Origin of the sequence: Streptococcus porcinus, from assembly GCF_901542335.1 — a bacterium.
Lineage (GTDB): Bacteria > Bacillota > Bacilli > Lactobacillales > Streptococcaceae > Streptococcus > Streptococcus porcinus_A.
This window is the reverse complement of sequence record NZ_LR594036.1, coordinates 1,607,620-1,627,290: the sequence shown is the minus strand read 5'-3', so window position 1 is coordinate 1,627,290 and position 19,671 is coordinate 1,607,620. Positions and strand designations below refer to the sequence as shown.

20 protein-coding genes and 2 pseudogenes are annotated in these 19,671 nt (G+C 32.1%); 21 read left to right on the top strand and 1 reads right to left on the bottom strand.

Annotation, left to right across the window (positions count from 1 at the left end; all coding sequences use genetic code 11):
- Positions 1–3 precede the first annotated feature (3 nt).
- The 7 genes and pseudogenes from FGK96_RS07850 to FGK96_RS07820 all read left to right on the top strand — a co-directional run bounded on the left by FGK96_RS07850 (position 4) and on the right by FGK96_RS07820 (position 3,813).
- The gene (locus FGK96_RS07850; protein WP_172601616.1) at positions 4–1,494 is read left to right on the top strand and encodes a primase C-terminal domain-containing protein; all 1,491 of its coding nucleotides are present in this window, start codon (positions 4–6) and stop codon (positions 1,492–1,494) included.
- A gap of 101 nt (positions 1,495–1,595) precedes the next feature.
- Complete coding sequence (locus FGK96_RS07845) at positions 1,596–1,799, top strand: hypothetical protein (RefSeq protein ID WP_006739692.1); 204 nt, start codon at positions 1,596–1,598, stop codon at positions 1,797–1,799.
- 12 nt (positions 1,800–1,811) lie between these two features.
- Entirely contained in the window at positions 1,812–2,216 is a 405-nt protein-coding gene (locus tag FGK96_RS07840; protein ID WP_006739199.1) for a hypothetical protein, read from the top strand.
- Positions 2,217–2,220: 4 nt separating this feature from the next.
- Entirely contained in the window at positions 2,221–2,649 is a 429-nt protein-coding gene (locus tag FGK96_RS07835) for a hypothetical protein (protein ID WP_138082870.1), read from the top strand.
- Positions 2,627–2,857, top strand: coding sequence for a hypothetical protein (locus FGK96_RS07830; protein WP_138082868.1), 231 nt, complete (start codon positions 2,627–2,629; stop codon positions 2,855–2,857). The genes FGK96_RS07835 and FGK96_RS07830 overlap by 23 nt, the downstream gene beginning before the upstream one ends.
- Positions 2,858–2,884: 27 nt before the next feature.
- A pseudogene (locus FGK96_RS10500) lies at positions 2,885–3,109 on the top strand (DUF3850 domain-containing protein); the annotation flags it as partial.
- Between the two features lie 350 nt (positions 3,110–3,459).
- A complete protein-coding gene (locus FGK96_RS07820) occupies positions 3,460–3,813 on the top strand; it encodes a hypothetical protein (protein ID WP_138082866.1) in 354 nt (117 codons plus the stop codon).
- On the opposite strand, the gene FGK96_RS07815 is transcribed toward FGK96_RS07820, so the two are convergent.
- Entirely contained in the window at positions 3,789–4,700 is a 912-nt protein-coding gene (locus tag FGK96_RS07815; protein WP_138082864.1) for a hypothetical protein, read from the bottom strand. The genes FGK96_RS07820 and FGK96_RS07815 overlap by 25 nt on opposite strands.
- A gap of 71 nt (positions 4,701–4,771) precedes the next feature.
- Between FGK96_RS07815 and FGK96_RS07810 the strand changes: the two genes are divergently transcribed.
- The 14 genes and pseudogenes from FGK96_RS07810 (at position 4,772) to FGK96_RS07755 (ending at position 19,667) form a co-directional block, all read left to right on the top strand.
- Positions 4,772–5,773: a hypothetical protein gene (locus tag FGK96_RS07810; protein ID WP_138082862.1), complete on the top strand. Its 1,002-nt coding sequence runs from the start codon at positions 4,772–4,774 to the stop codon at positions 5,771–5,773.
- A gap of 139 nt (positions 5,774–5,912) precedes the next feature.
- Positions 5,913–6,218: a hypothetical protein gene (locus FGK96_RS10600; protein ID WP_232045816.1), complete on the top strand. Its 306-nt coding sequence runs from the start codon at positions 5,913–5,915 to the stop codon at positions 6,216–6,218.
- 170 nt (positions 6,219–6,388) lie between these two features.
- Positions 6,389–6,742, top strand: a complete 354-nt coding sequence (locus tag FGK96_RS10595; RefSeq protein WP_232045815.1) for a hypothetical protein — start codon at positions 6,389–6,391, stop codon at positions 6,740–6,742.
- Between the two features lie 127 nt (positions 6,743–6,869).
- Positions 6,870–7,136: a hypothetical protein gene (locus FGK96_RS07800; protein WP_138082860.1), complete on the top strand. Its 267-nt coding sequence runs from the start codon at positions 6,870–6,872 to the stop codon at positions 7,134–7,136.
- A gap of 459 nt (positions 7,137–7,595) precedes the next feature.
- Complete coding sequence (locus tag FGK96_RS07795) at positions 7,596–7,931, top strand: hypothetical protein (RefSeq protein WP_138082858.1); 336 nt, start codon at positions 7,596–7,598, stop codon at positions 7,929–7,931.
- A gap of 51 nt (positions 7,932–7,982) precedes the next feature.
- Positions 7,983–8,273 carry a hypothetical protein gene (locus tag FGK96_RS07790; protein ID WP_138082856.1) on the top strand — a complete coding sequence of 97 codons (291 nt, stop codon included), beginning with the start codon at positions 7,983–7,985 and terminating at the stop codon, positions 8,271–8,273.
- Positions 8,273–9,061, top strand: a complete 789-nt coding sequence (locus tag FGK96_RS07785) for a DNA/RNA non-specific endonuclease (protein ID WP_138083520.1) — start codon at positions 8,273–8,275, stop codon at positions 9,059–9,061. The genes FGK96_RS07790 and FGK96_RS07785 overlap by 1 nt, the downstream gene beginning before the upstream one ends.
- A gap of 10 nt (positions 9,062–9,071) precedes the next feature.
- Positions 9,072–9,539 (top strand): hypothetical protein, encoded by a 468-nt coding sequence (locus tag FGK96_RS07780; protein ID WP_138082854.1) that lies wholly within the window; start codon positions 9,072–9,074, stop codon positions 9,537–9,539.
- 30 nt (positions 9,540–9,569) lie between these two features.
- Positions 9,570–10,265, top strand: coding sequence for a relaxase MobL (gene mobL / locus FGK96_RS10590; RefSeq protein WP_232045814.1), 696 nt, complete (start codon positions 9,570–9,572; stop codon positions 10,263–10,265).
- Positions 10,262–11,929, top strand: a complete 1,668-nt coding sequence (locus FGK96_RS07775) for a hypothetical protein (RefSeq protein ID WP_420031106.1) — start codon at positions 10,262–10,264, stop codon at positions 11,927–11,929. Before mobL ends, FGK96_RS07775 begins: the two co-directional genes overlap by 4 nt.
- A 166-nt stretch (positions 11,930–12,095) precedes the next feature.
- Positions 12,096–12,356, top strand: coding sequence for a hypothetical protein (locus FGK96_RS07770; RefSeq protein ID WP_138082852.1), 261 nt, complete (start codon positions 12,096–12,098; stop codon positions 12,354–12,356).
- A gap of 20 nt (positions 12,357–12,376) precedes the next feature.
- Positions 12,377–15,978: pseudogene (locus FGK96_RS07765) on the top strand (PBECR4 domain-containing protein).
- Between the two features lie 97 nt (positions 15,979–16,075).
- The gene (locus tag FGK96_RS07760; RefSeq protein ID WP_138082850.1) at positions 16,076–17,830 is read left to right on the top strand and encodes a type IA DNA topoisomerase; all 1,755 of its coding nucleotides are present in this window, start codon (positions 16,076–16,078) and stop codon (positions 17,828–17,830) included.
- The gene (locus FGK96_RS07755) at positions 17,823–19,667 is read left to right on the top strand and encodes an AAA family ATPase (protein ID WP_138082848.1); all 1,845 of its coding nucleotides are present in this window, start codon (positions 17,823–17,825) and stop codon (positions 19,665–19,667) included. Before FGK96_RS07760 ends, FGK96_RS07755 begins: the two co-directional genes overlap by 8 nt.
- Positions 19,668–19,671 lie beyond the last annotated feature (4 nt).

Sequence of the window (19,671 nt, the reverse complement as noted above, 5' to 3'; positions counted from 1 at the left end):
AATATGAATCTAAATAAAATTTTTAGTCTAGTTATAAAAGATGGACTACGAGAATATAAATTTAAAAATAGTCATCTTAAACCTCTTGATTATCAAGAAGAAGGAAATAAAGGTTCTATTTTCGCCTATCGATCAAAAGAAAATATGATCAGTGCTAAAGGTGTTGTTATTACTTCAGTTGAAGCACTTAAAGAGAACAACACTCAGTTTACTCACTGGACACCTAATGTTTATCGATACGGGACCTATAGTGATGCTCGACGTTTATATACTCGAGGTCATGCTGAGAAAAACCTTCGTCAGATTAATTGTTTCTACGTCGACTTTGATAATCCGCCTGAAGGCAAAAAGATTAATTCGGGAGACATTTTAACTGCCTCAATTGATTTAGGCTTTATGCCAACGATGATTTTAAGAACAGATAAAGGCTATCAGGCATACTTTGTACTTGAAACGGCAGTATATGTCTCATCTCACACACAGTTTAAAGCTATTTCAACGGCAAAACTTATTTCAGATAACTTGAGAAAGTATTTTAAAGAACAATTATTACCTGTCGATATGGGATGCAACCACTTTGGAATTGCTAGAATTCCGAGAACTGATAATATTGAGTTTTTTGAAGAGTCCTATTGTTATTCATTTTCAGACTGGATTGATTGGTCAAGCAGACAAGGTAATTATCCCAATAAAAAAGCTAACCTTTCAATCATTGCAGGTACTCAAGGAAAAAAACAAATTGATGAGCCCTGGTATAAACTATTGATGAATGAATCAAACATAAAAGGGGCTAAAGCATTGATGGGAAGAAATAGTATTCTTTTCACTTTGGCTTTGGCCAATTATTCATCAGGGGTTAGTCAGATAGGCTGTGAGGATGCACTGAGTGACTTTAATAATCATTTAGATGAGCCATTATCAAATCAAGAGTTTCAAAAGATAATCCAAAGTGCTTATTCAGAAAAATATGAAGCAGCTAGTAGAGAATATATAAAACTATTATGTAAAGCATGGGTAGATAAAAACCTTACTAGCAATGATTTGTTTATTAGACAAGGTTGGACTAAATTCAAAAAACCAAGGTCAGTACGACAAAATAGTCACCTCCATGAATGGAAAGCTGATATTATGGCCTATCTTGAAGGTTTTGATCATGATGCTGATCCTTTTCTTCAGACGACAAAAAAGGCTCTTAGAGAGCAATTATCGATCCCTGAGAGATCGCTAGATCGAGTTTTAAAAGCACTTAAGGCAGAACAAAAGATTTTCTTAACGACAAAAAGTGGGAGAAAAGGAGGCATAAGATTAGCTTCCGTAAAAGCAATATTTATCTCAATTATGCAGGTAAGAAAAAAGCGTCAAGAACAGTTTTTTAGTAATATGGCCACTTTTTTTGAAGAGCCTAAGTCTTATATCTATAAAGTAATAGAAAGGATGAAGAATGAAATTAAACAAAGGAAACAATTGTCATTATTTGAGAGCGATGTTGGATAAAATTAAAACCCGTCAACTGCCATTACATTATATCTATGATACTAGACTAGGTTCTTAGTATTGTACTACTAAATATTTTAATAACAAAAGGAGTTTTGAAAATGAAATATATTATTTTTAGCTTTGAAACAGGAGATTACCTAAGTGATGAAAATGGCCATTTAATTGTATTTGAGAGTCAAGGACTAGCCTGTCAATATTTGCAACGCCATTGTCACTTGGTTATGCCAGTTTCTAAAACAAAGAAGTATACAAATTATCCACCATACTATGCAGCACCTTATCGTTTTCATCAAGTGAGCTAGGAGAAGAAGAATATGGGAAAACAATATTATATTATTAGAGGGTTTTACTTAACTGGGCTTGGCCAGGAACCTGAGGTTAACTATTTTAAAATTGATTCTGATCATCCTGATTTTGACTTAGTACTAGCAGGAGACGTGTGTTTAACGTTTTATCAGAATAACTCAGTTATAACAACACTTCCTGCATTAATTAGGATAGATGGTTTGATAAAAAATGATAAGGAAGTCCAGGAGTTTTTGAAAACAGAAAAAGAAGAGCATATTCCTTTTCTGCCAATTGTTCAAATTTATCCTTCATTTGATCCTTTGATGTTTAGTAGGTTGATGTCGACGTGTAAGTTGATGACTGAAGAAGTGAAGAAGCAATCAGAAATTCATTTTGTTCAGAGTAGTATTTTTGATTTTATTGAGGAGTGAAAAAATGAGACGTAAAATATTTGTTTTTGGAATAGGAGTCTTGCTGGTTATCCTAGGCTTTGTGAGTTATTTGAAACTGGGCCAAAATTATGATTATCAGCTGACACAAGATGATTATTTGAATGTGCTTATGTCAAAAAACTACAATATTGTGTGTTACAAGAAAGGCTGCCCATATTGTGAAAGTAGTAAAACATCTATTTTAAAGGCAAAGAAAAAGATCCCTATTACAACATTCTTTGTTGATGTGGACTCAAAATCTGGTAAAAAAATAGTTGAAAAATACAGTATTGAAAAGGCTTTTTCAATCATTGTTGTCAGGGATAATTTTGCAAAAGTTTACCAGTATGCACATAAGGATGAGAACGGACATATTGGACCAAACCAAGCAAAGATTAAGGAGGCCTTCAATGACTCAAAAAAAGAAGATTAGTAGGTGGGCAGAAACAGCTTTTCAATTTGATGATGAATTGTGGCGTGCGAAAACAACTGAGGGAATGGTTGTCTTAGGTAAACTTCCTGATGGTACCTATACCTTGCACCGTTTTAACGATGAAGGGGGACATCTAAGTCATATTTCAGAAAATGAAGCTTTATGGTTAACGTTGGAACTCGCTCCAGAGAAGATGGATGCTCTTTAGGAGGATTTAAAAATGGGAGAAAAACAAATGAGACAACATATGCTGAAATGTTATCCTCAGTATTTTGAAGCGGTAAAAAGTGGTATCAAAAATTTTGAATGTCGCTATAACGATAGAGATTTTAAGGTTGGCGATGAATTATTATTGAGAGAATATGATCCAAAACAAGGATATACGGATCGATGCATAGTTAGAAAAATAACCTATGTTTTATCGGACTTTACCGGTTTAAAAGATGGCTATGTGATTTTAGAGTTGGCTAAGAGAGAGTCAAGTGAAATTGAACGAGAAAGAGCCTTTGATATCCTTAAAAGAAAAAACAGAGTGTTATCAACTAAAAATACAGAGTTAGAAGTTGATAATCTAGCTAAAGAATTTGAAATAAGGCTGTTAAAAACTGCTTTTGGAACTATTATAAAAGGTATTGCAAGTAAAGAAGTAGCAGTAAATTTGTTTGATTTATCTATGCAAAAGTTTAAGTTTAGATTGTCTGAGGTGTCAGTAGATAAAGCAAGCTCAGATAAAGTATACATAAAACAAATCAAGCAAGACTTTGAGCAGATTGAAAGTGAATTAGAAAGAAGAATTAGAACGGAGCAATAATGGGAATAATAGAATTAGATGCAAAATACTTCGCAAACTTCGGTAAAGTCCCCCCTTATAAAGCGACAGAAATAATTGGAAAAGGCTATCCAGATGATTTTCTCACCCCAGGAGAGGAAAAGAACTTCCTTATTTTGAACCAAGAAAAAGCATGGATTGTCCATGCAGATTCATTAGTATCTGTAGCTGAAGAGTTAGAAGGATTCTTAGGGATGTCCGTGGATGATTTCATTATGGTTTCTCTTGGAACACCGTATCATAAGAGATTTATATTTAATGATGATTACGAGATTTGGGAAAGCTACTTTAAAAAATTAAGAGAGGCCTATTATTCGGACCAATCTTTTAAATAGAATTTATTTAAAAGATTACTGTCGGGGGTCTCTCCTTTTAAGAGATGGATTTTTAAATTTGAAGTGACGAAAAATTTTCCCCAAATATAGAGATGGAAGGGCTCACCAGATTGACAATGTTTTAATAATTTTTGATGTTGCTGGATATTTTCTTTTAAAACATCCGCATTGATAAACACTGCAGGTTTCTCAAAATAGGCATCATCAAGTTGACATTTTTGTTCAAATTCTAACAAAATCAAAAGTTGACCATTTTTGTTTCTTACTTTTTTAGCACTAGCTTTACCATGATGGATTTTCTCCTCAAAAGATAGCTTGTAATGTCCGTGACGCAATTCATAAAAGAAAGAATCTAGTGGTCCAGTTGTACCGTTGAAATTAACGATATCTTTTGGATGTGAGAGAAAGTGGTTAACGGTTGACGATAATTTTGAAAGACGAGTAGAACGGTGTTTAACTGTTGGAAACTCAAAATCAGATTGATATGTCTGACTGTTTTTCCCAGTTGAATAGTTCTTCTGAGAAGTTCCAACTTCTTCATAAGATGTTGGGTTACTTGAAGATAAATTGATAATTAAGTCTTCAGAAGGTTTATAAGTATGCGTATTTTTTTTCTTAGTAGAGCGTTTTATAACTTTAGTTATTTTAGAAATATTTGGGCATGAGGTGGTGTGCTTGCCATCATATCCACTCCGATATTTAAAGTATGGAGGAACCTTCCATTTATCTGGAGAGCTTCTTACATTGACTAAGGTTACGGGCACGTCACAGTTTTTATTACACCTGAATTCATCTGAATCAAGAGGACGCTTATGGAAGTAGGCATAGGCCTCTTGGGGTGATATGTCATCTTTGAAATGTTTCGAATATGCATGGTCGTGTTTCATATGTAGAACCTCTTCTTGTAGTTACTTTATTTTACCACTAATTTATTATTTATAGAAAGCGTGTAATTAACATGATAGAAAAAATAGAAAAGATTTTTTTGACCATAACAAATGGTCCACTTGGCCAATTCATTCAACGGATTGTTTCTTGGTTTCAAGAGAATGTTATAAAAAGAAAACTCATCATTTTTAGCCTTTTAATGACGGTGTGGATTGGTCTCTTACTTTCAGCGATATTATCTCCGGAAAGGAAAACTTATTCACCAGATCAATTAAAAACGAAGCAAATATTTTCAAATGAATCTGGTGAAATTAATTTGATTAGTCAGCTCTATTCTCCAGAGACTGGAATTATTGTTCTTCAGTTTGAAACGAATGATGCTACTTCCAATATTGATCGTGGGATTGATACTAATAGACTAGAATGGAAGCTCTACTCAAAACAGAAGTCACTAAACGCTACTATGGACGTCGTACCAATCATTGATAAAAAAATATCGGTTATCATACATAATGTACCAAAAGATTTTGAAGCTTTTGCTATCGATATCAAAAATAAAACAGTAGTTGTTAAAGATGTTGATGTAGATTTAGATACGACTCCATCCTCAGCTAGGAGTAATAAATCAGCTCAAAGTTCTCCAACTAGTACAGTTCAGTTTTTTATAGCTAAGGAGAATCCAGAATTAAAATCTAAAGTAATTAAGAATACCACACGTGAACAATTCACTTTATCAGAAATTAAAAAAGAGCTTGTATTTCAAAAAAGTCAAAAAACCAAGCTAAACAATTCGATTATGAAACTAAAAAATTCAATTGCTGATGATGAGAGCACAAAAATAAATCTTAATAATGAGGCTAAATATTTATCAGGTGATGACCTTGTTCAGAATCAAAATGATATAGAGTCAATCAATTCTAATATGGAGTCAAAAAACCAATCCATTGATACTGCTAATCAGAATATAGAAAAAGTAAAAGAAAAAATTAAGTCTCTTAAAAAGAAAGAGGCTGCTGTTAAAAATGGTACTTTTGAATTCTCTAGTTCAATAGTAACCATTCAAAAGAATTAAGAGGTAAGGTAAATTATGGAAAACGTTTTATATGTTTTGCTTTTTCTTATCAAATTATTGGGAATACTTGGTCTAACTGTACTATATCTAATTGCTATTTTAATTATAATAATTATTACAATACATAGGAGAATTGAAAATGAAAACTAAACTAAAAAAGATTATTCCTGAGGATAAAAAAGGAATTCAATTATCATTACTAATTTTTTTTAATTGGCTCATAAAATTTTTGTCTAGATGGACCTTTTTAATTCTATTAATGATTTGCATCGCTGGTCTTTGTGGTCGTGCTGCTCGGACGAGTGATTCAATTCATTTTATTCATGGAATATTTTTCATTCTTTTGGTAATAGAACTTTTAAAAATTAGACCAGGTAGAGAGTATAAATCATTAAAAAAAATATTTGAAATATTATTGTTAAATATTTTTTTACCTCTGCATTAGAACAACAACTTACTGTCCCTTTGGTGAATAAAGCACTTCAATTAACAAGTGTTTTTGCAATTATTTATATACTAGTCTGTTTCTTAAGTCCAAAACTTTTACACCATTATCTTTATAAAAAAGTTCTAAATAAATCGTATTTAGGTATTCGCAAACCAAGTGATCCTCGAATGCCAGAAGATAATGTCTATAATGATTTTAAGATTCAAGATGTTAATGAGCGCTTAAAAAAGATTAATCTAAATGCCGTTCAAAATACCTATCATGAGTTTGTTAGATTAGATGAAGTACATTTAGAAGAAGTTTACTTTAATAAAATTCCTTTTGATATAACAAAAATAGAACGAGAAATAATTTACAATAGGAGTTATCAAAAAATAAATTTAGATTTTCAACTTTATCCTCTTGGTTTGCACTATTTTGGACATCGATTGATAAAACTTTCTACAAATTATTCTGATGCTACTTTTTATTATGCCTCTAAACTTTCTCTTAAATTACGTAAAAAATTTAATATCAAATAAAAAAATGAACTTCTAGAGAATACTACTAGAAGTTCATTTTTTACCGAAAAACTAAAGTTACCCCTTAACACCAAATAAAAATTTATCACTTATAATAGTTCTATATTTTTTAAAAAGGAGAACACTAATGGCAAGAAAAGATTTATCAAAAATTGATGCGGATCTTGAAACTGCAAAAGCAAAAGTAGCACTACTTGAAGAGGAAAGGAAAAAAGCTGAGGAAGAAAGCTTTCAAAAAATTGGTCAAGCATATTTTCAACTCAAGCGAAAAATGAATAAGACAATTACCCATAAAGAAGTTTTATCTTCAATAAAACAAGAAATTGCTACACTAAAAAATGAGTCAAAAAATTTCCCCGCTGAAGATCATTTGAGTGATAAAAGTGATCAATAATATTTTGAATTGATCTTAAATTGATAAAAATTCCAATTTTTATCCTAAAAAGTAGTGTGCTATAAATCAATTAAAAGATGTGCTATATGAAAATAGGGATAAAAAAGGTGTGCTCTAACCTCTTTTTAGGGGTGTGCTATACTGACACACCTTGTGTGTCATAGGTAGGCTATGCCGAGAAAATTGGGGACACTGGAAACGTTGATACTATCAACATATCCCGACTAGGGATATCGGTTTCCCTTATGCTCTTTTTTTGACTTTAAACACAGATTAGACAATAGTCTATATCGATTAGTGTTTATGAGTTAAAAAAACCGCAAAAATAGAAAATTTATTTTCGTACTGTTGCGAGGTTTAGGTTTTATTTTTTGGTTCTTTTTGCTTTTTCCTCGTGAAAAGAAAAAAGAAGGGTGCATTTTTATTGTGCTACATTTTAGAAAATGGAGAAATCTTCAAATGGTAAATTTAAATAATAATGTGGAACTAAAAATTCGTGGTCTCGAAAAACGGGAAGTCGAATTTTTAAAATTACTTGCAAAGAAAAATAAGTTTTCTTCTCTAAACCAATTCTTAGTTTCAATTTGTCGAGAAAAAATAGAGGTTGGAAAATTAAATAGAGCAGAACATTTATATATTACATACTTGGAAAATATAAATCAATCCTCGAACTTTATTTTAAAACAAACTGAAAAACAAGTTAGACAACTTCAAGAATTTGAAAAACAAATGGATAGCTATGCTGATAAAATCTCAATGTGGTTGGAGTATGAAGGAGAGATAGAAGATGAGTAAAAAAACATCCTGATTCGAAATGTTCCTGAATCATCTTTCCATCAACTTCATATGAAATCAAATGATTACCATTTTACAAGCTTTAATGAATTTATGCTTTCTCAAATAGAAAATATTGTTATTAATGACGGTTTAAACTTGTATCAAAATAAATTTGCTGAGACTTTAGAAAAAATAGTTGAACAACAAAAAGAAATATTAAATAATCAAAAGCGAATTGAAATAAATCAACTGGCTTTAAAAAATAAACAAATTATTGTTGAAGAATTGACAACTAATTGGCTTCATTTTATGGATGATATCGATGCGTTAGCTGCAGAAAGAAATGCAGGAGAGCTATGATGAAGAAAAATAAATTTTTTACTGTAATGATTATTTTTTTGTCAATTATTTTTGTTCAACCAAGAAGTAGACAATTTCTTGTATCAGTATTTACACATAATGATTTTGCTAGTCAGATTGGTATAAGTAATTCAACTGAAGAAAAAAAAATAATACTCAGTCCAGAAAATAAAAAAATAAATCAAGAGTTGGTTAATAAAAAATTTGAAGGACAACAAGTTATTCAAGTAAATGACCATGCTCAATTTACACCAGAAGAACTGTCACTTAGTAAAAATTCATGGCAAAGTTTCTCACCTCTTGATTATTTAAATCGTGTACAGGTCGCAAATGCGATGTTGGGTAAAGAAATAATGCCGACTGTTCAGAGAGATGAAAGACTCACTGTAACACCTACAGGGTTTAGGAATAAAAAAATAATTATTAATGGAAAAGATGGCTATCTATTTAATAGATGTCATCTCATTGGTTATCAATTAACGGGAGAAAATTCTAATCCTAAAAATTTAATGACAGGAACTCAAAATTTAAACGCAAACTTTGAAGATGAAAAATCATCAATGGTCTACTATGAAAATATGGTGGCTCACTATATCAGATTGACAAATCATCATGTGAGATATCGTGTTTCACCACTATTTAAAAATGTTGAGATGGTTGCAAGAGGCATTCGTATCGAGGCCCAAAGTGTGGAAGATAATCAGATATCGTTTGATATTTATATTTTTAATGTACAACCAGGATACAAAATAAATTATTTAACAGGATATTCCGTAAAGGAAAATTAAAGGAGAAAAAATGGCCCAAGAAATTCGCAATAGAAGACATGTTTATTTAACTGATGAAACAATATATCAGTTAGCTGAGATTACAGAATTTTTAAAGTCAAGCCAAATGACATTTAAACAGGAACGTAATCATTCACAAATTATTAATCTAATTATTTCTACTTTTTATGACCTATTTATCAAGGGAAATGAGTCGAAAAATTACTTTGAGTTACTTGGTCAATATCAAAAGGGACAATTTGATTATCTAAATAGAATGGAGTCAACACTTAAATCATTTCAAAAACAAATAGATTTACTTCAATATTTAGAGCTAACAAATTTCCATGCAATCTCAAAAGGAACACAATTTGACATTCAAGATTTAGAATCTATTCATTCAAAAATTGATCCTCAACAACATGAATTAATTGCTCGTATTGAAGATATTATTAAAGCAGATATTGCAAGAGGTCAAACTCAAAAACATTCTCATTAGTATTTAGTTATCAATTAGAAGGAGATAACATTGAGTGAACAAACAAGTCCTGGAATAACTTTTATGTTACAGTACACAGAAGCTAACAGCGGTTACGTGGATTATACCAATCGTTCAGAAGCTGTTTCAATTAATAATGAGTTAGCTTTAACGAAAGATCAAAAAACATTTGAGGATATCACTGAAGAACAACTCGTTTCAATTCAAGAAACGGTACCAGAACAAAAACTAAACTTCAAAGAATATATTGATTACATGAATAGATCATATGCTACTGAAAAACAAAATGAAGATGTGACGGCGATCTTTAACCAAGAATCTAACTATCTTCAAAGAGGAAAGGTTTCTGAATTAAAGCAGAATTTAGAAGAAGCTTATAAGAATAATTCTCTTTTATGGCAGGGTGTTATTTCTTTTGATAATTCTTTTTTAGAAAGTCAAGGTCTGTATGATAAAGCTACTGGTCAAGTTGACCAACAAGCAATAAAAAATGTGATTAGAGATGCAATGCCAAAGATGATTGAGAAAGAAGGATTATCTGAATCAGCTTTCTGGTGGGGAAACATTCATCTTAATACAGATAACATTCATGTTCATATTGGTTTGTCTGAAATTAACTCAGACAGAGAAAAATATTTTACGCCCCTCGAGGACGGATGGAATATAAGGGGAACTTCTCCCAAAAATCTATTCAAAAATTTAAAAGTGAAATATATAATGGTTTGATCAATGAAGAAACAAGATCAATTATTTTAAGGCAAGAACAAATTCTTTCAAATATTAAAACGGATCTTCTGAAAAATGTACTAGATAAAAATCAAGCAATTTCTTCAGCTGAAAAAAATTTTTTGGAACAAGCTTTTAATCATTTACCGAATCATAAGGTATCCTACAAATCGAATGCTAAAGATTTTGCGGTTAGTAAATTCTTTATTAATAGATATATTGATTCTTATCTTATGAATGAGGGAAAAGCTGAATTTGATAACTATCTATCTGAAACAGTAACCTTTTTAAAAACATATGATGCAGCCTATTCAGGAATTAAAGGACAAACATTTGATAAGTTACGATATGTTAATGGCCAAGCTGTTCGTTCTGAAGAATCTTCCCAAGGATATGACTTAGACGAATTATTAAACAAACGTATTAATGAGTTGAGAGAGCGATTAGGAAATAAAATACTATCAAAGTTTAAAGAAGAGGGCCCGCATTTTCAATCAATTCAGCTGAAAAAAAATTTGGATCAGTTTTCTTTCAAAAATCAAGAAAAAATATTATCACAATGTCCAGATGCAAGCGTGATAAAGGATGCTTCGGGATGGCAAAAATTGGGCTTTAAAGTTTCAAAGGATATTAAGCCAATACTGATTTCTAAACCAGTGTATGAATCTTATGATAAATATGGAAATGGTATTGGAGAAGTTAGCTACACATTAAAACCATTCTATGATATTAGCCAGGTATATCATGATATAGCTAATAAGCAATTAAATTTAAAAGATTTATCAATACTAAGTACAAATGAACTACGTCAATTAGTGGATGCTGCAAAGAAGAAAGAAAATCCTAATCAAAAAGAGCGACAGGAATTAGGGACCTATCGCTTTGCTTTAAAATTAAGAGGTATTGAAGATGAACGTGCTATGCTATTAGTCACTTCCCAGTTACTAAATTCTGTCCAACCAATTGATAGTGATAAAGCTTTTCTAACTGTCAAAAAAGAAGAAGTGACAGAAAGACTAAAACTAACTGAATTACAGTTAAAGCCCAATTATCAATTGACCCAAGTAGAACTAAATGAGAAAAAAGAACTAAGTGATAAATATGTCAATTGTGTACAATATCCAATAAAAAAATCAGATGACATCAGTGTTCAAAAACCCATAAATCAATTATTAAAGGAAATGAAGTCATTAGAAAGCTTAAAGGATGAAACTATTTTGACATATGTAAAAGGTTTTGAAGTTTCTAAAAGTAACTATATTGAAGAACTGAGAAATCAAATTACTATTTTTAAATTAAAGAATACGATTTATCATAATAATCACTTAATTGAGCAATCGCCTAATAATCAATCAGGTGAGTTGCTAAAACAGCAGAATGCAATTCACTTTAAAGAACTAAAAGAATTATATAAAAAGCTAAATCCTCCTGATAAAGAAAGTCAAAACCAGATAGCGCAAAGCGTATCTAAACAATTGTCACAGAATCGCCAACAAAAACAAATCCTTCAGACTGAAAAAGTCCCATTTAAGCCCAGTAATGATTTTATGAAAGGATTATCTAGTGTTCTAAGAGGCGCAGGAAGAAGCAATAAAAAAGCTCTTGAAGAACGTATTAGAAGCGATGAAAGAGCTGAGAGGGAGGAAAGAGGATTAGGACTATAGTTTTAGGTAAGAAGAAAGCAAAAAACAAGAAGCTATATTTCACCTCAAAACCACACTAATTAAACATATTGACTACAAAAAATTGTAGTCTTTTTTATTTGTCTTTTTTCCCCTTAATGCATGCTATTTATATATCTACTATTCTTAATATCAAGGAGGAAAACAAATGAAATTACTTTTTCCAGATGTTGAAATGCAAGACTTTGATTTTAATGAATTTTGGTTAATCAAAGCTATTAATGATGAGTTAAAAGACGTTTTATTTGAAGGACGTGGAAAGAACGCTGATTTAGAGGTTGTTCTTAACTATGAATCAAATGAAGATGATTTTAAACTCTTATCTGTTGGAGAACTGATCGTTCTATCCTCTCATCAATTTGTTGTTGATGACGAGGAAAATTATCAACCAATAATTGAACTCTTTTAAAGAAAGGATAAAAAATTTATATGGAAGATCAGAATATATTGAGTCCAGAAGCTAGAAAACAATTCAGAAAAGAACGTGTTGAAAAGGCTAGAACAAGGTCCATTTTAGATGTTGCTGAAGCTTTAAACATGGAACTAGTTAAATCTGGAAATGATTATCGTTGGAAAGAACATAATAGTCTAGTGATTACACCAAATAAAAATGTTTGGAAATGGTTTTCTCGTGACCAAGGTGGGGACGCTATTGCATTGGTTGAAATGATAAAAGAGGTCAATTTCAATCAGGCTGTAGACTTTTTAAATGATGGAACTTTTCAGGAATTTATTGGTAATAATGAAATAATCGAAAACTTTAGTTACTATTTAAAGCCTTATGAACAAGAGTTTCTTGAAGGAAGAGATTATCTAAAGAATCAACGTAGCTTATCAGATGAAACGATATCTTTCTTTCATGATGAGGGAGTTTTAGCACAAGCAAATGCTAAGTTGAATAATAGTATTGAACCGGTTATTGTCTTTAAGACCTTATCTTCTTCAGGCGAGGTGATCGGAGCAACACTTCAGGGAATCAATGAGAATAGAGAAAAATGGCCAGAACGTGGCTATGCAAAGTCTATTATTCGTAATTCTGAAGCTTATAATGGAATGCACGTTGATATTGGTAAACCGAATCGATTAGTCTTTACAGAAAGCCCTATCGATTTAATGTCTTATTATGAAGTACATCAGAATGAGCTAAATGATGTGCGATTAGTTTCAATGAATGGTTTAAAAGAGTCGACTGTAGGACGTCATTTATCAGAATTAGAAGCAGAACTCTCTAATAGACCTTTAAATTGGTCAACTGAAGAACTTGGAAAAGGTTTAGATATTGCTTTAGAGAAAGGTTATTTTAACAATATTCAAAACGAAGGGAAAATTACCTTTGCGATTGATAATGATGGAGCAGGTATTGAATTCTTAAATAAGATGAAAGCTAAAGGGATTATCTTTATAGAGGATTTACCTCCCCTGCAACCAGGACAAAGTAAAACGGATTGGAATGATTATTTAAGAACAAGTAGACAAAAAAAGCACCTGAAATTCAGGCACAAAAAAAAGAGAGGACCAATGGTAGTTCGGGGTCTTTACAGGATAAACCTGAAGGCAGTCCCGCACCTGATCCACAAAGTGAAACCTTTGAACGCTCTGTTACCAGTCGTCCTACACTATCCTCTCATTTACTTCATTTTAGCATAAGAGAGGACTTCAAGTCAAGTGACTATGGATCTTATACATATATTGCACCTAATGATTTAGACAAGCTGAATAGAAGAAGCTACATAATTCAAGATGCAGCTAATTTCTATTTAAAAGAACTTGCAAATTCAACCATAAGTTACGTAACGTCTAATGGCAAAATTGTTCAAGTGCATTTTAAAGAAGAAAATTTTATGCACTTAACAGGAATAAAACCACTTGGTCAAAATCAAACTCCCGAAAAAACGCTCTATGACTTTGCGAAAGGTAACGGTGACTTTGATAATATTAAACTTTCTCAAGGAGATGGTGCTTTCTCAAAACTTAATGTATTACCTGATTTACCTGTTACTCTTAGTTTAGACTCATTTTATTTTGATCATTTGGACGAAATAAATCGTTATTCTGGACGCTTTGATAGTTTAATCAAGTCCGATGATAAAGACATTATGTTACTATTTAGAGCTACTGAAGAAGATGGTATTTTGCCAGTATCAGTTTGGGAAGCTAGAAATTCGCTTGTTAATGAACTTAGTCATGCTAATAAAAATGAAATCATTGCAATTTACCGAGAACGTGAAGGTGAAGTAGAACAAATTGCCATTAATGAACAATACATTCATGATCAAGGTAGAGAGTTTCAAAATATTATCTCAGATAAACAGTTTGAATTGGCCACTGGTAATGATAATATAGAAAAAATTTCGGTTATTAATGATTATTATGTTAAGGTTAATCAAGCTTACAAACTGGGAGAGAGAAAATTTGAGGTTGGGGATAATATTGTATATCAAGAGTTCGTTTCACTATTATATAAAGAAAATCAAATGGAGACTAAAGAACGTGTTAGGATAGAATTTAATATCTATGGCCCCGAAAATCTACTCATTAAGGATCATGTTAACTATACAGTGGGTAATGAGACAGAACCAGTTTCAAGACTATTGGGACTCGGCTATGCTCGATTGAAAGGACAACCAGAACTTGCTGAAATTGATGAAAAAGTCTTATCACAACTAGAGGAATTAAAAGTCAATGAAGAATTGTCACTTGAAGCAAATGAATTATCAAAGAGGCAGTTAATTGCTGAAGAAGATAATTCAACTAGTGACATTAATCATTCATATAAGACAGCTAAACAGTCAGTTAAGGAGAGTCTAGCTCAAAAAGTAGAACAGATTGTAGAAAGGGAGAGTCAATCACAAGCTATTGAAGAATCACCTTTTGACTATAATACTGCTAGTGCTTACGATTTATCAGAAAAAGCACTTCAAAATATTAGAGATTTTACAGAGTCCCCTGAAAAACTGGAAGAATATCTAAATTTCATGAGTCAGTTTCCTAAACTATCACCTCGAAATGTCGCACTTGTTCAGGCTCAATGGCCTGGCGCAAATGCTGTGGCAACTTTTAATCAATGGAAAGAAATTGGAGATCAATTAGGTATTACGCCAGATGATGTGACAGTTACCAAAAATATCTATACTAATAAGAAAACTGGTAAAACTAAAGAAGTGGTTAACGATAGCCTTTCAGTTTCAGCTGGAGAAAAATCAAGAATTCGGTTATTTAGACCCCAAATGGTAAAAATGATTCCCGTATTTGATGATGAAGGAAAGCAGTTAATAAATAGTAAAGGAAATCCAAAATTCAAACCACTTTCTGAGGCTACACCTGAAGAAAAAGAAAAAATCACCAATGGGGAGCTGCAGGTTAGACAATTTCAAGATAGAGATCTTAAAACTGGACAAGGTAAGTTTACAACTTATAAAGTATTTGAACTCTCTCAAACTAATTTGAAACATGAAAGTTATCCTAAAGCAATGCCTAATAGACAATTTGACTTTAATATAGATAAGGTAAAAGCTAAGGAAGTTTTTGACGGGCTCAGTCACTATGCTAAACAATTAGGAGTTCCTATGGAATTAGACCACACAAACTCTTTAGGAAATGCAAAAGGTGCTTTTTCTCCAGCTGAACAGCGTATTTTATTAAATTCTAAAAATACTCCTGGAGAACAAATTGCAACTGCTATTCATGAATTAGCTCACGCCTCCTTACATAATCCAAAGTTTATTAAGGGGAGTCAGTTGTTGCCAACTTCTACTAAAGAATTTGAAGCCGAAATGTCTAGTTACCTAGTATCAAAACATTTTGGTTTAGATACATCAAAGGAAGCTATTTCTTATATGGCTAATTGGACTAATAACTTCAAAAAATTGGATGACAAAGGACTTCAAAATGCAATGAAACGAGTTCATAAAACTGTTTCAACAATAGTAACTAGTGTTGAAAAGAAAGCTTTACCAATAAAGTCTCCTAACTTGAAACAGAAAAAATCCGTAAATTTTTCTCAGCCTCTGAAGAGAGGCATTAAATTATAACGAAAAGGCCCATTCATTTATGAATGGGCCTTTCCCTTTAATGCAGTGATTAAATTTATTGATTAGACTACTAACAATAGTAAATAAGGAGAATATTATGTTAACAGTTATTTTAGCAGAAAAAGATCAACAAGCTCAAGACTACGCTGAAGCTCTTGGTCAGTACGTGTGTAAGGATAAAGTCTTTATTGTTGAGCATACAGATTATTTCGAAGGTTCAGTTCATATTGTGGCTTCTGAAGGTCATTTATTCGAATATGAAGCGCCTCAGGATAATTGGAGCTTAGATAGATTACCGCTTTTAGATGTATCTTTTAAACAACATTTGAAAGAAGATAAAAAATCAAAAGAATATTTCAATCGTATTTATAAGGAAGTTATTAAGTGTGATCGTATCGTTATTGGTACTGATTCAGATCGTGAAGGAGAACGTATTGCTTATTCCATACTTTCGCATATTCCTAATGCAAAAAATAAAATAACAAATCGGTTATGGGTATCGTCTCTCAGCAAGAAAGGTTTAGAACAAGCTTTTAAAAACTTAAGGGATCCTCAAGAAACCTATGATTACTATTTAGAAGCTGAAGCACGTGCTCAAAGTGATTGGCTTGTAGGAATGAATCTATCACCCTATACAACATTAGAGTTACAAAGACAAGGAAAATTACCAAGAAAAAAAGGAAATACGTTATCAGTGGGACGAGTTCAGACAAGTATTGTCAGATTAATTTGTGAAAACGATATTGCTATTTCAAATTTTGAACCGTCACTATTTTATAAATTTAAATTAGAAGATCAAGATACGAATATTATTTTTTCAAATAATGACAAGATTCAAAATAGTGAAGAAGCTTTAAAAAAATCTAGAGCATTTCATAGAATCTCAATCGTGACAAGCGTAGAAAAAGCAATCAAACGAAGATCGTCACCAAAATTATTTAATTTAGCTCAAATCCAGTCGTTTGCTTCTAGTCGATGGAAATTTTCAGCTGAAAAAACTTTAAACCTTATCGAGGGATTATATTTAAAAAAATATGTCACCTATCCACGGACGGACTGTAACTACATAACTGAACATGAATTTAATTACTTAAAAGATAATTTAGCACGTTATCAACATACGATAAACTGCCACTTTTCTCCCTATTATTTAGAGCCTAGAGACAATTATGTTGATGGAGAAATAGTAGCTAAGTCAAGTCACTATGCTTTAGTACCAACTGAGACTATTCCAAATCTCCTGAGTTTATCTTCAGATGAACGTCTTATCTATGAAGCAATTACGAGGAGGACCCTTCTCATGTTTGCAGAAGATTGTAGTTACCATTTAACAACTGTTACTTTGAATAATAACGGTTTAGATTTTAAAGCTGCTGGTAGACAAATGATAAAAAAAGGTTGGACTGAATTATCAAATCAACCCTTAAAGAAAGATATCATTTTACCAGATTACAAAGTTGATGATGAGGTAACTTCTAGAATCACGATTGAAGAAGGGCAAACTCAAGCTCCTAAACGTATAACTGAAGATCAGCTTATTGGAACGATTTTACCAAAATATGGACTTGGAACATCGGCTACTAGAGCAGAAATGTTAAATATAATTCAAAAAAGGGAATATGTTATCAAAGATAAAAAGACTTCACAATTTACGCCAACTTCTAAAGCTTATTTGTTAATAGATTTTTTATATGATAATGATTTTTCCAACCCTGAAACAACAGCAGGGTGGGAGTTGTTTCTAACACAGATTGGTGAAGGGAAAATTAATCCCAAAGAATTTGTGGATGCCATCAAGGAGAAGCTTCAATCCCAAATGAATTTAAAAAAGAATGGAGAAATAAGTGACTAAAGAAAATAGCAATACCCCTATGTTAGATCGCTATACGGATAATCTTTCTGCTGATGTTTCTTTAAGACCAGAAGACTTTCATGTATATGGTAGAGATAAAGAAATACAAATGGTTATTCGGTCTTTGAAACGTAGGTCTAAGAATAATCCAGTTTTAGTCGGTGAGCCTGGAGTAGGTAAGACGGCAATAGTTGAAGGGATAGCTTTAGCAATCATACGTGATGAAGTACCTGCCCATCTAAAAGGTATGACAGTTAGATCTCTTGAATTATCTAGTTTAATGAATAATGAAGAGGGTGGTAATTTCATTACTAAGTTTAAGGGAATCATCGAGGAGATGGTTGCTGCTAGTGATGAAAATCTATTATTTATAGATGAGTTTCACACCATTATGGGTGCTGGTAAAGATGGACAATCATTAGATGCAGGAAATATTATTAAGTCGGTTTTAGCTCGAGGCAAAATAAAAATTATTGGAGCAACAACTTTAGATGAATACCATGAATTTATCGAGGAAGATAGGGCTCTTGAACGTCGAACACAACCGATTATGATTAATGAGCCAAGTGCTAAAGAAGCCTTTCAAATCATTTCACAAGCTAAGTCTGTCTATGAAACGTTTCATCAGGTGACTATTTCTGATATTGCTGTTGAGCAAGCTATTCAACTCTCAGTACGATATGTTCCTGATCGATTCTTGCCAGATAAAGCATTTGATCTATTAGATGAAGCAGCAGCTTATTGTTCAAGTAAGGGGAAAAAGATTGTCACTGAAGTAGAAATTGCTGAAATACTGAAGTTAAAAACTGGCATTCCTATTTCCACTATTTTAAAAGATGATAGCTTTCGTTTATCTGAGCTAAGAAGTCGTTTGAAAGAAAAAATTAAAGGACAAGACCAGGCAATTGATGCAGTTGTTGACGCAATAGCTATATCAAAAGCAGGGTTACAGGATGAAGATAAGCCAATCAGTTCATTTCTCTTTCTTGGGCCAACTGGTGTGGGAAAAACTGAATTAGCAAATACCCTTGCGACAGTCTTATTTGATGATCCTGAGGCCTTACTTAGATTTGATATGTCAGAGTATTCGCAAAAAGAAGATGTCAGTCGTATGATTGGGGATCGAAAATCGAAATCGAAAGGGACTTTAACTGAGGGTGTGAAAAGAAAGCCGTATTCTATCCTCTTAATAGACGAAATTGAAAAGGGAGTACAAGAGGTACATGACCTCTTGTTACAAGTCTTGGATGCAGGTCATCTCACAGATGCTACTGGAAGAAAGATTAGCTTTAAAAATGTCATTGTCATAATGACGACAAATATTGGTGCTCAAAAGATAATCAATAAAGCGGAAATGAGAGGAAATATTAAAGACTTAACAAATAGAGATAGACAACAATTTGAAGCTAGTATGGATATTGAACTTCAGACAGAATTTAGACCAGAATTTCTAAATCGAATTGAAAATCAAGTTGTCTTTAATCTTTTAGATAGAGAAACAATCGGAGAAATAGCAGTAACAAAGTTAGCAGAGTTTGAGAGTAAGTTAAATCAACAAGATATTGAGCTTAGCTATGACCCTGAGGTGATTGACTATTTGATTGCTAACGGAACTAATGTCAAAAAGGGGGCAAGGCCATTGACACGCTTAATTAAGAAGAAAATTATTGCCCCAACATCCTTCAAATTACTATCCTTAAAATTGAATCATGAGCCACAGTTATTAAAAATTACAGTTGAAGGGAAAGCACCTGACGAAAATCATCGCATTGATAGGAGAGAATTAGTTTTTCAATTAGAAGAAAAAACCAATTTTAGAAGTGAGCTTACCCCTTAAAGTT

Coding starts and splice junctions, on each gene's coding strand:
- FGK96_RS07810 (WP_138082862.1), top strand. CDS start 4,772: ATGATAGAAAAAATAGAAAAGATTTTTTTGACCATAACAAATGGTCCA.
- FGK96_RS07835 (WP_138082870.1), top strand. CDS start 2,221: ATGAGACGTAAAATATTTGTTTTTGGAATAGGAGTCTTGCTGGTTATC.
- FGK96_RS10600 (WP_232045816.1), top strand. CDS start 5,913: ATGAAAACTAAACTAAAAAAGATTATTCCTGAGGATAAAAAAGGAATT.
- FGK96_RS07850 (WP_172601616.1), top strand. CDS start 4: ATGAATCTAAATAAAATTTTTAGTCTAGTTATAAAAGATGGACTACGA.
- FGK96_RS07815 (WP_138082864.1), bottom strand. CDS start 4,700: ATGAAACACGACCATGCATATTCGAAACATTTCAAAGATGACATATCA.
- FGK96_RS07830 (WP_138082868.1), top strand. CDS start 2,627: ATGACTCAAAAAAAGAAGATTAGTAGGTGGGCAGAAACAGCTTTTCAA.
- FGK96_RS10595 (WP_232045815.1), top strand. CDS start 6,389: ATGCCAGAAGATAATGTCTATAATGATTTTAAGATTCAAGATGTTAAT.
- FGK96_RS07785 (WP_138083520.1), top strand. CDS start 8,273: ATGAAGAAAAATAAATTTTTTACTGTAATGATTATTTTTTTGTCAATT.
- FGK96_RS07820 (WP_138082866.1), top strand. CDS start 3,460: ATGGGAATAATAGAATTAGATGCAAAATACTTCGCAAACTTCGGTAAA.
- FGK96_RS07780 (WP_138082854.1), top strand. CDS start 9,072: ATGGCCCAAGAAATTCGCAATAGAAGACATGTTTATTTAACTGATGAA.
- FGK96_RS07840 (WP_006739199.1), top strand. CDS start 1,812: ATGGGAAAACAATATTATATTATTAGAGGGTTTTACTTAACTGGGCTT.
- FGK96_RS07845 (WP_006739692.1), top strand. CDS start 1,596: ATGAAATATATTATTTTTAGCTTTGAAACAGGAGATTACCTAAGTGAT.
- FGK96_RS07800 (WP_138082860.1), top strand. CDS start 6,870: ATGGCAAGAAAAGATTTATCAAAAATTGATGCGGATCTTGAAACTGCA.
- FGK96_RS07790 (WP_138082856.1), top strand. CDS start 7,983: ATGAAATCAAATGATTACCATTTTACAAGCTTTAATGAATTTATGCTT.
- FGK96_RS07760 (WP_138082850.1), top strand. CDS start 16,076: ATGTTAACAGTTATTTTAGCAGAAAAAGATCAACAAGCTCAAGACTAC.
- FGK96_RS07795 (WP_138082858.1), top strand. CDS start 7,596: ATGGTAAATTTAAATAATAATGTGGAACTAAAAATTCGTGGTCTCGAA.
- FGK96_RS07770 (WP_138082852.1), top strand. CDS start 12,096: ATGAAATTACTTTTTCCAGATGTTGAAATGCAAGACTTTGATTTTAAT.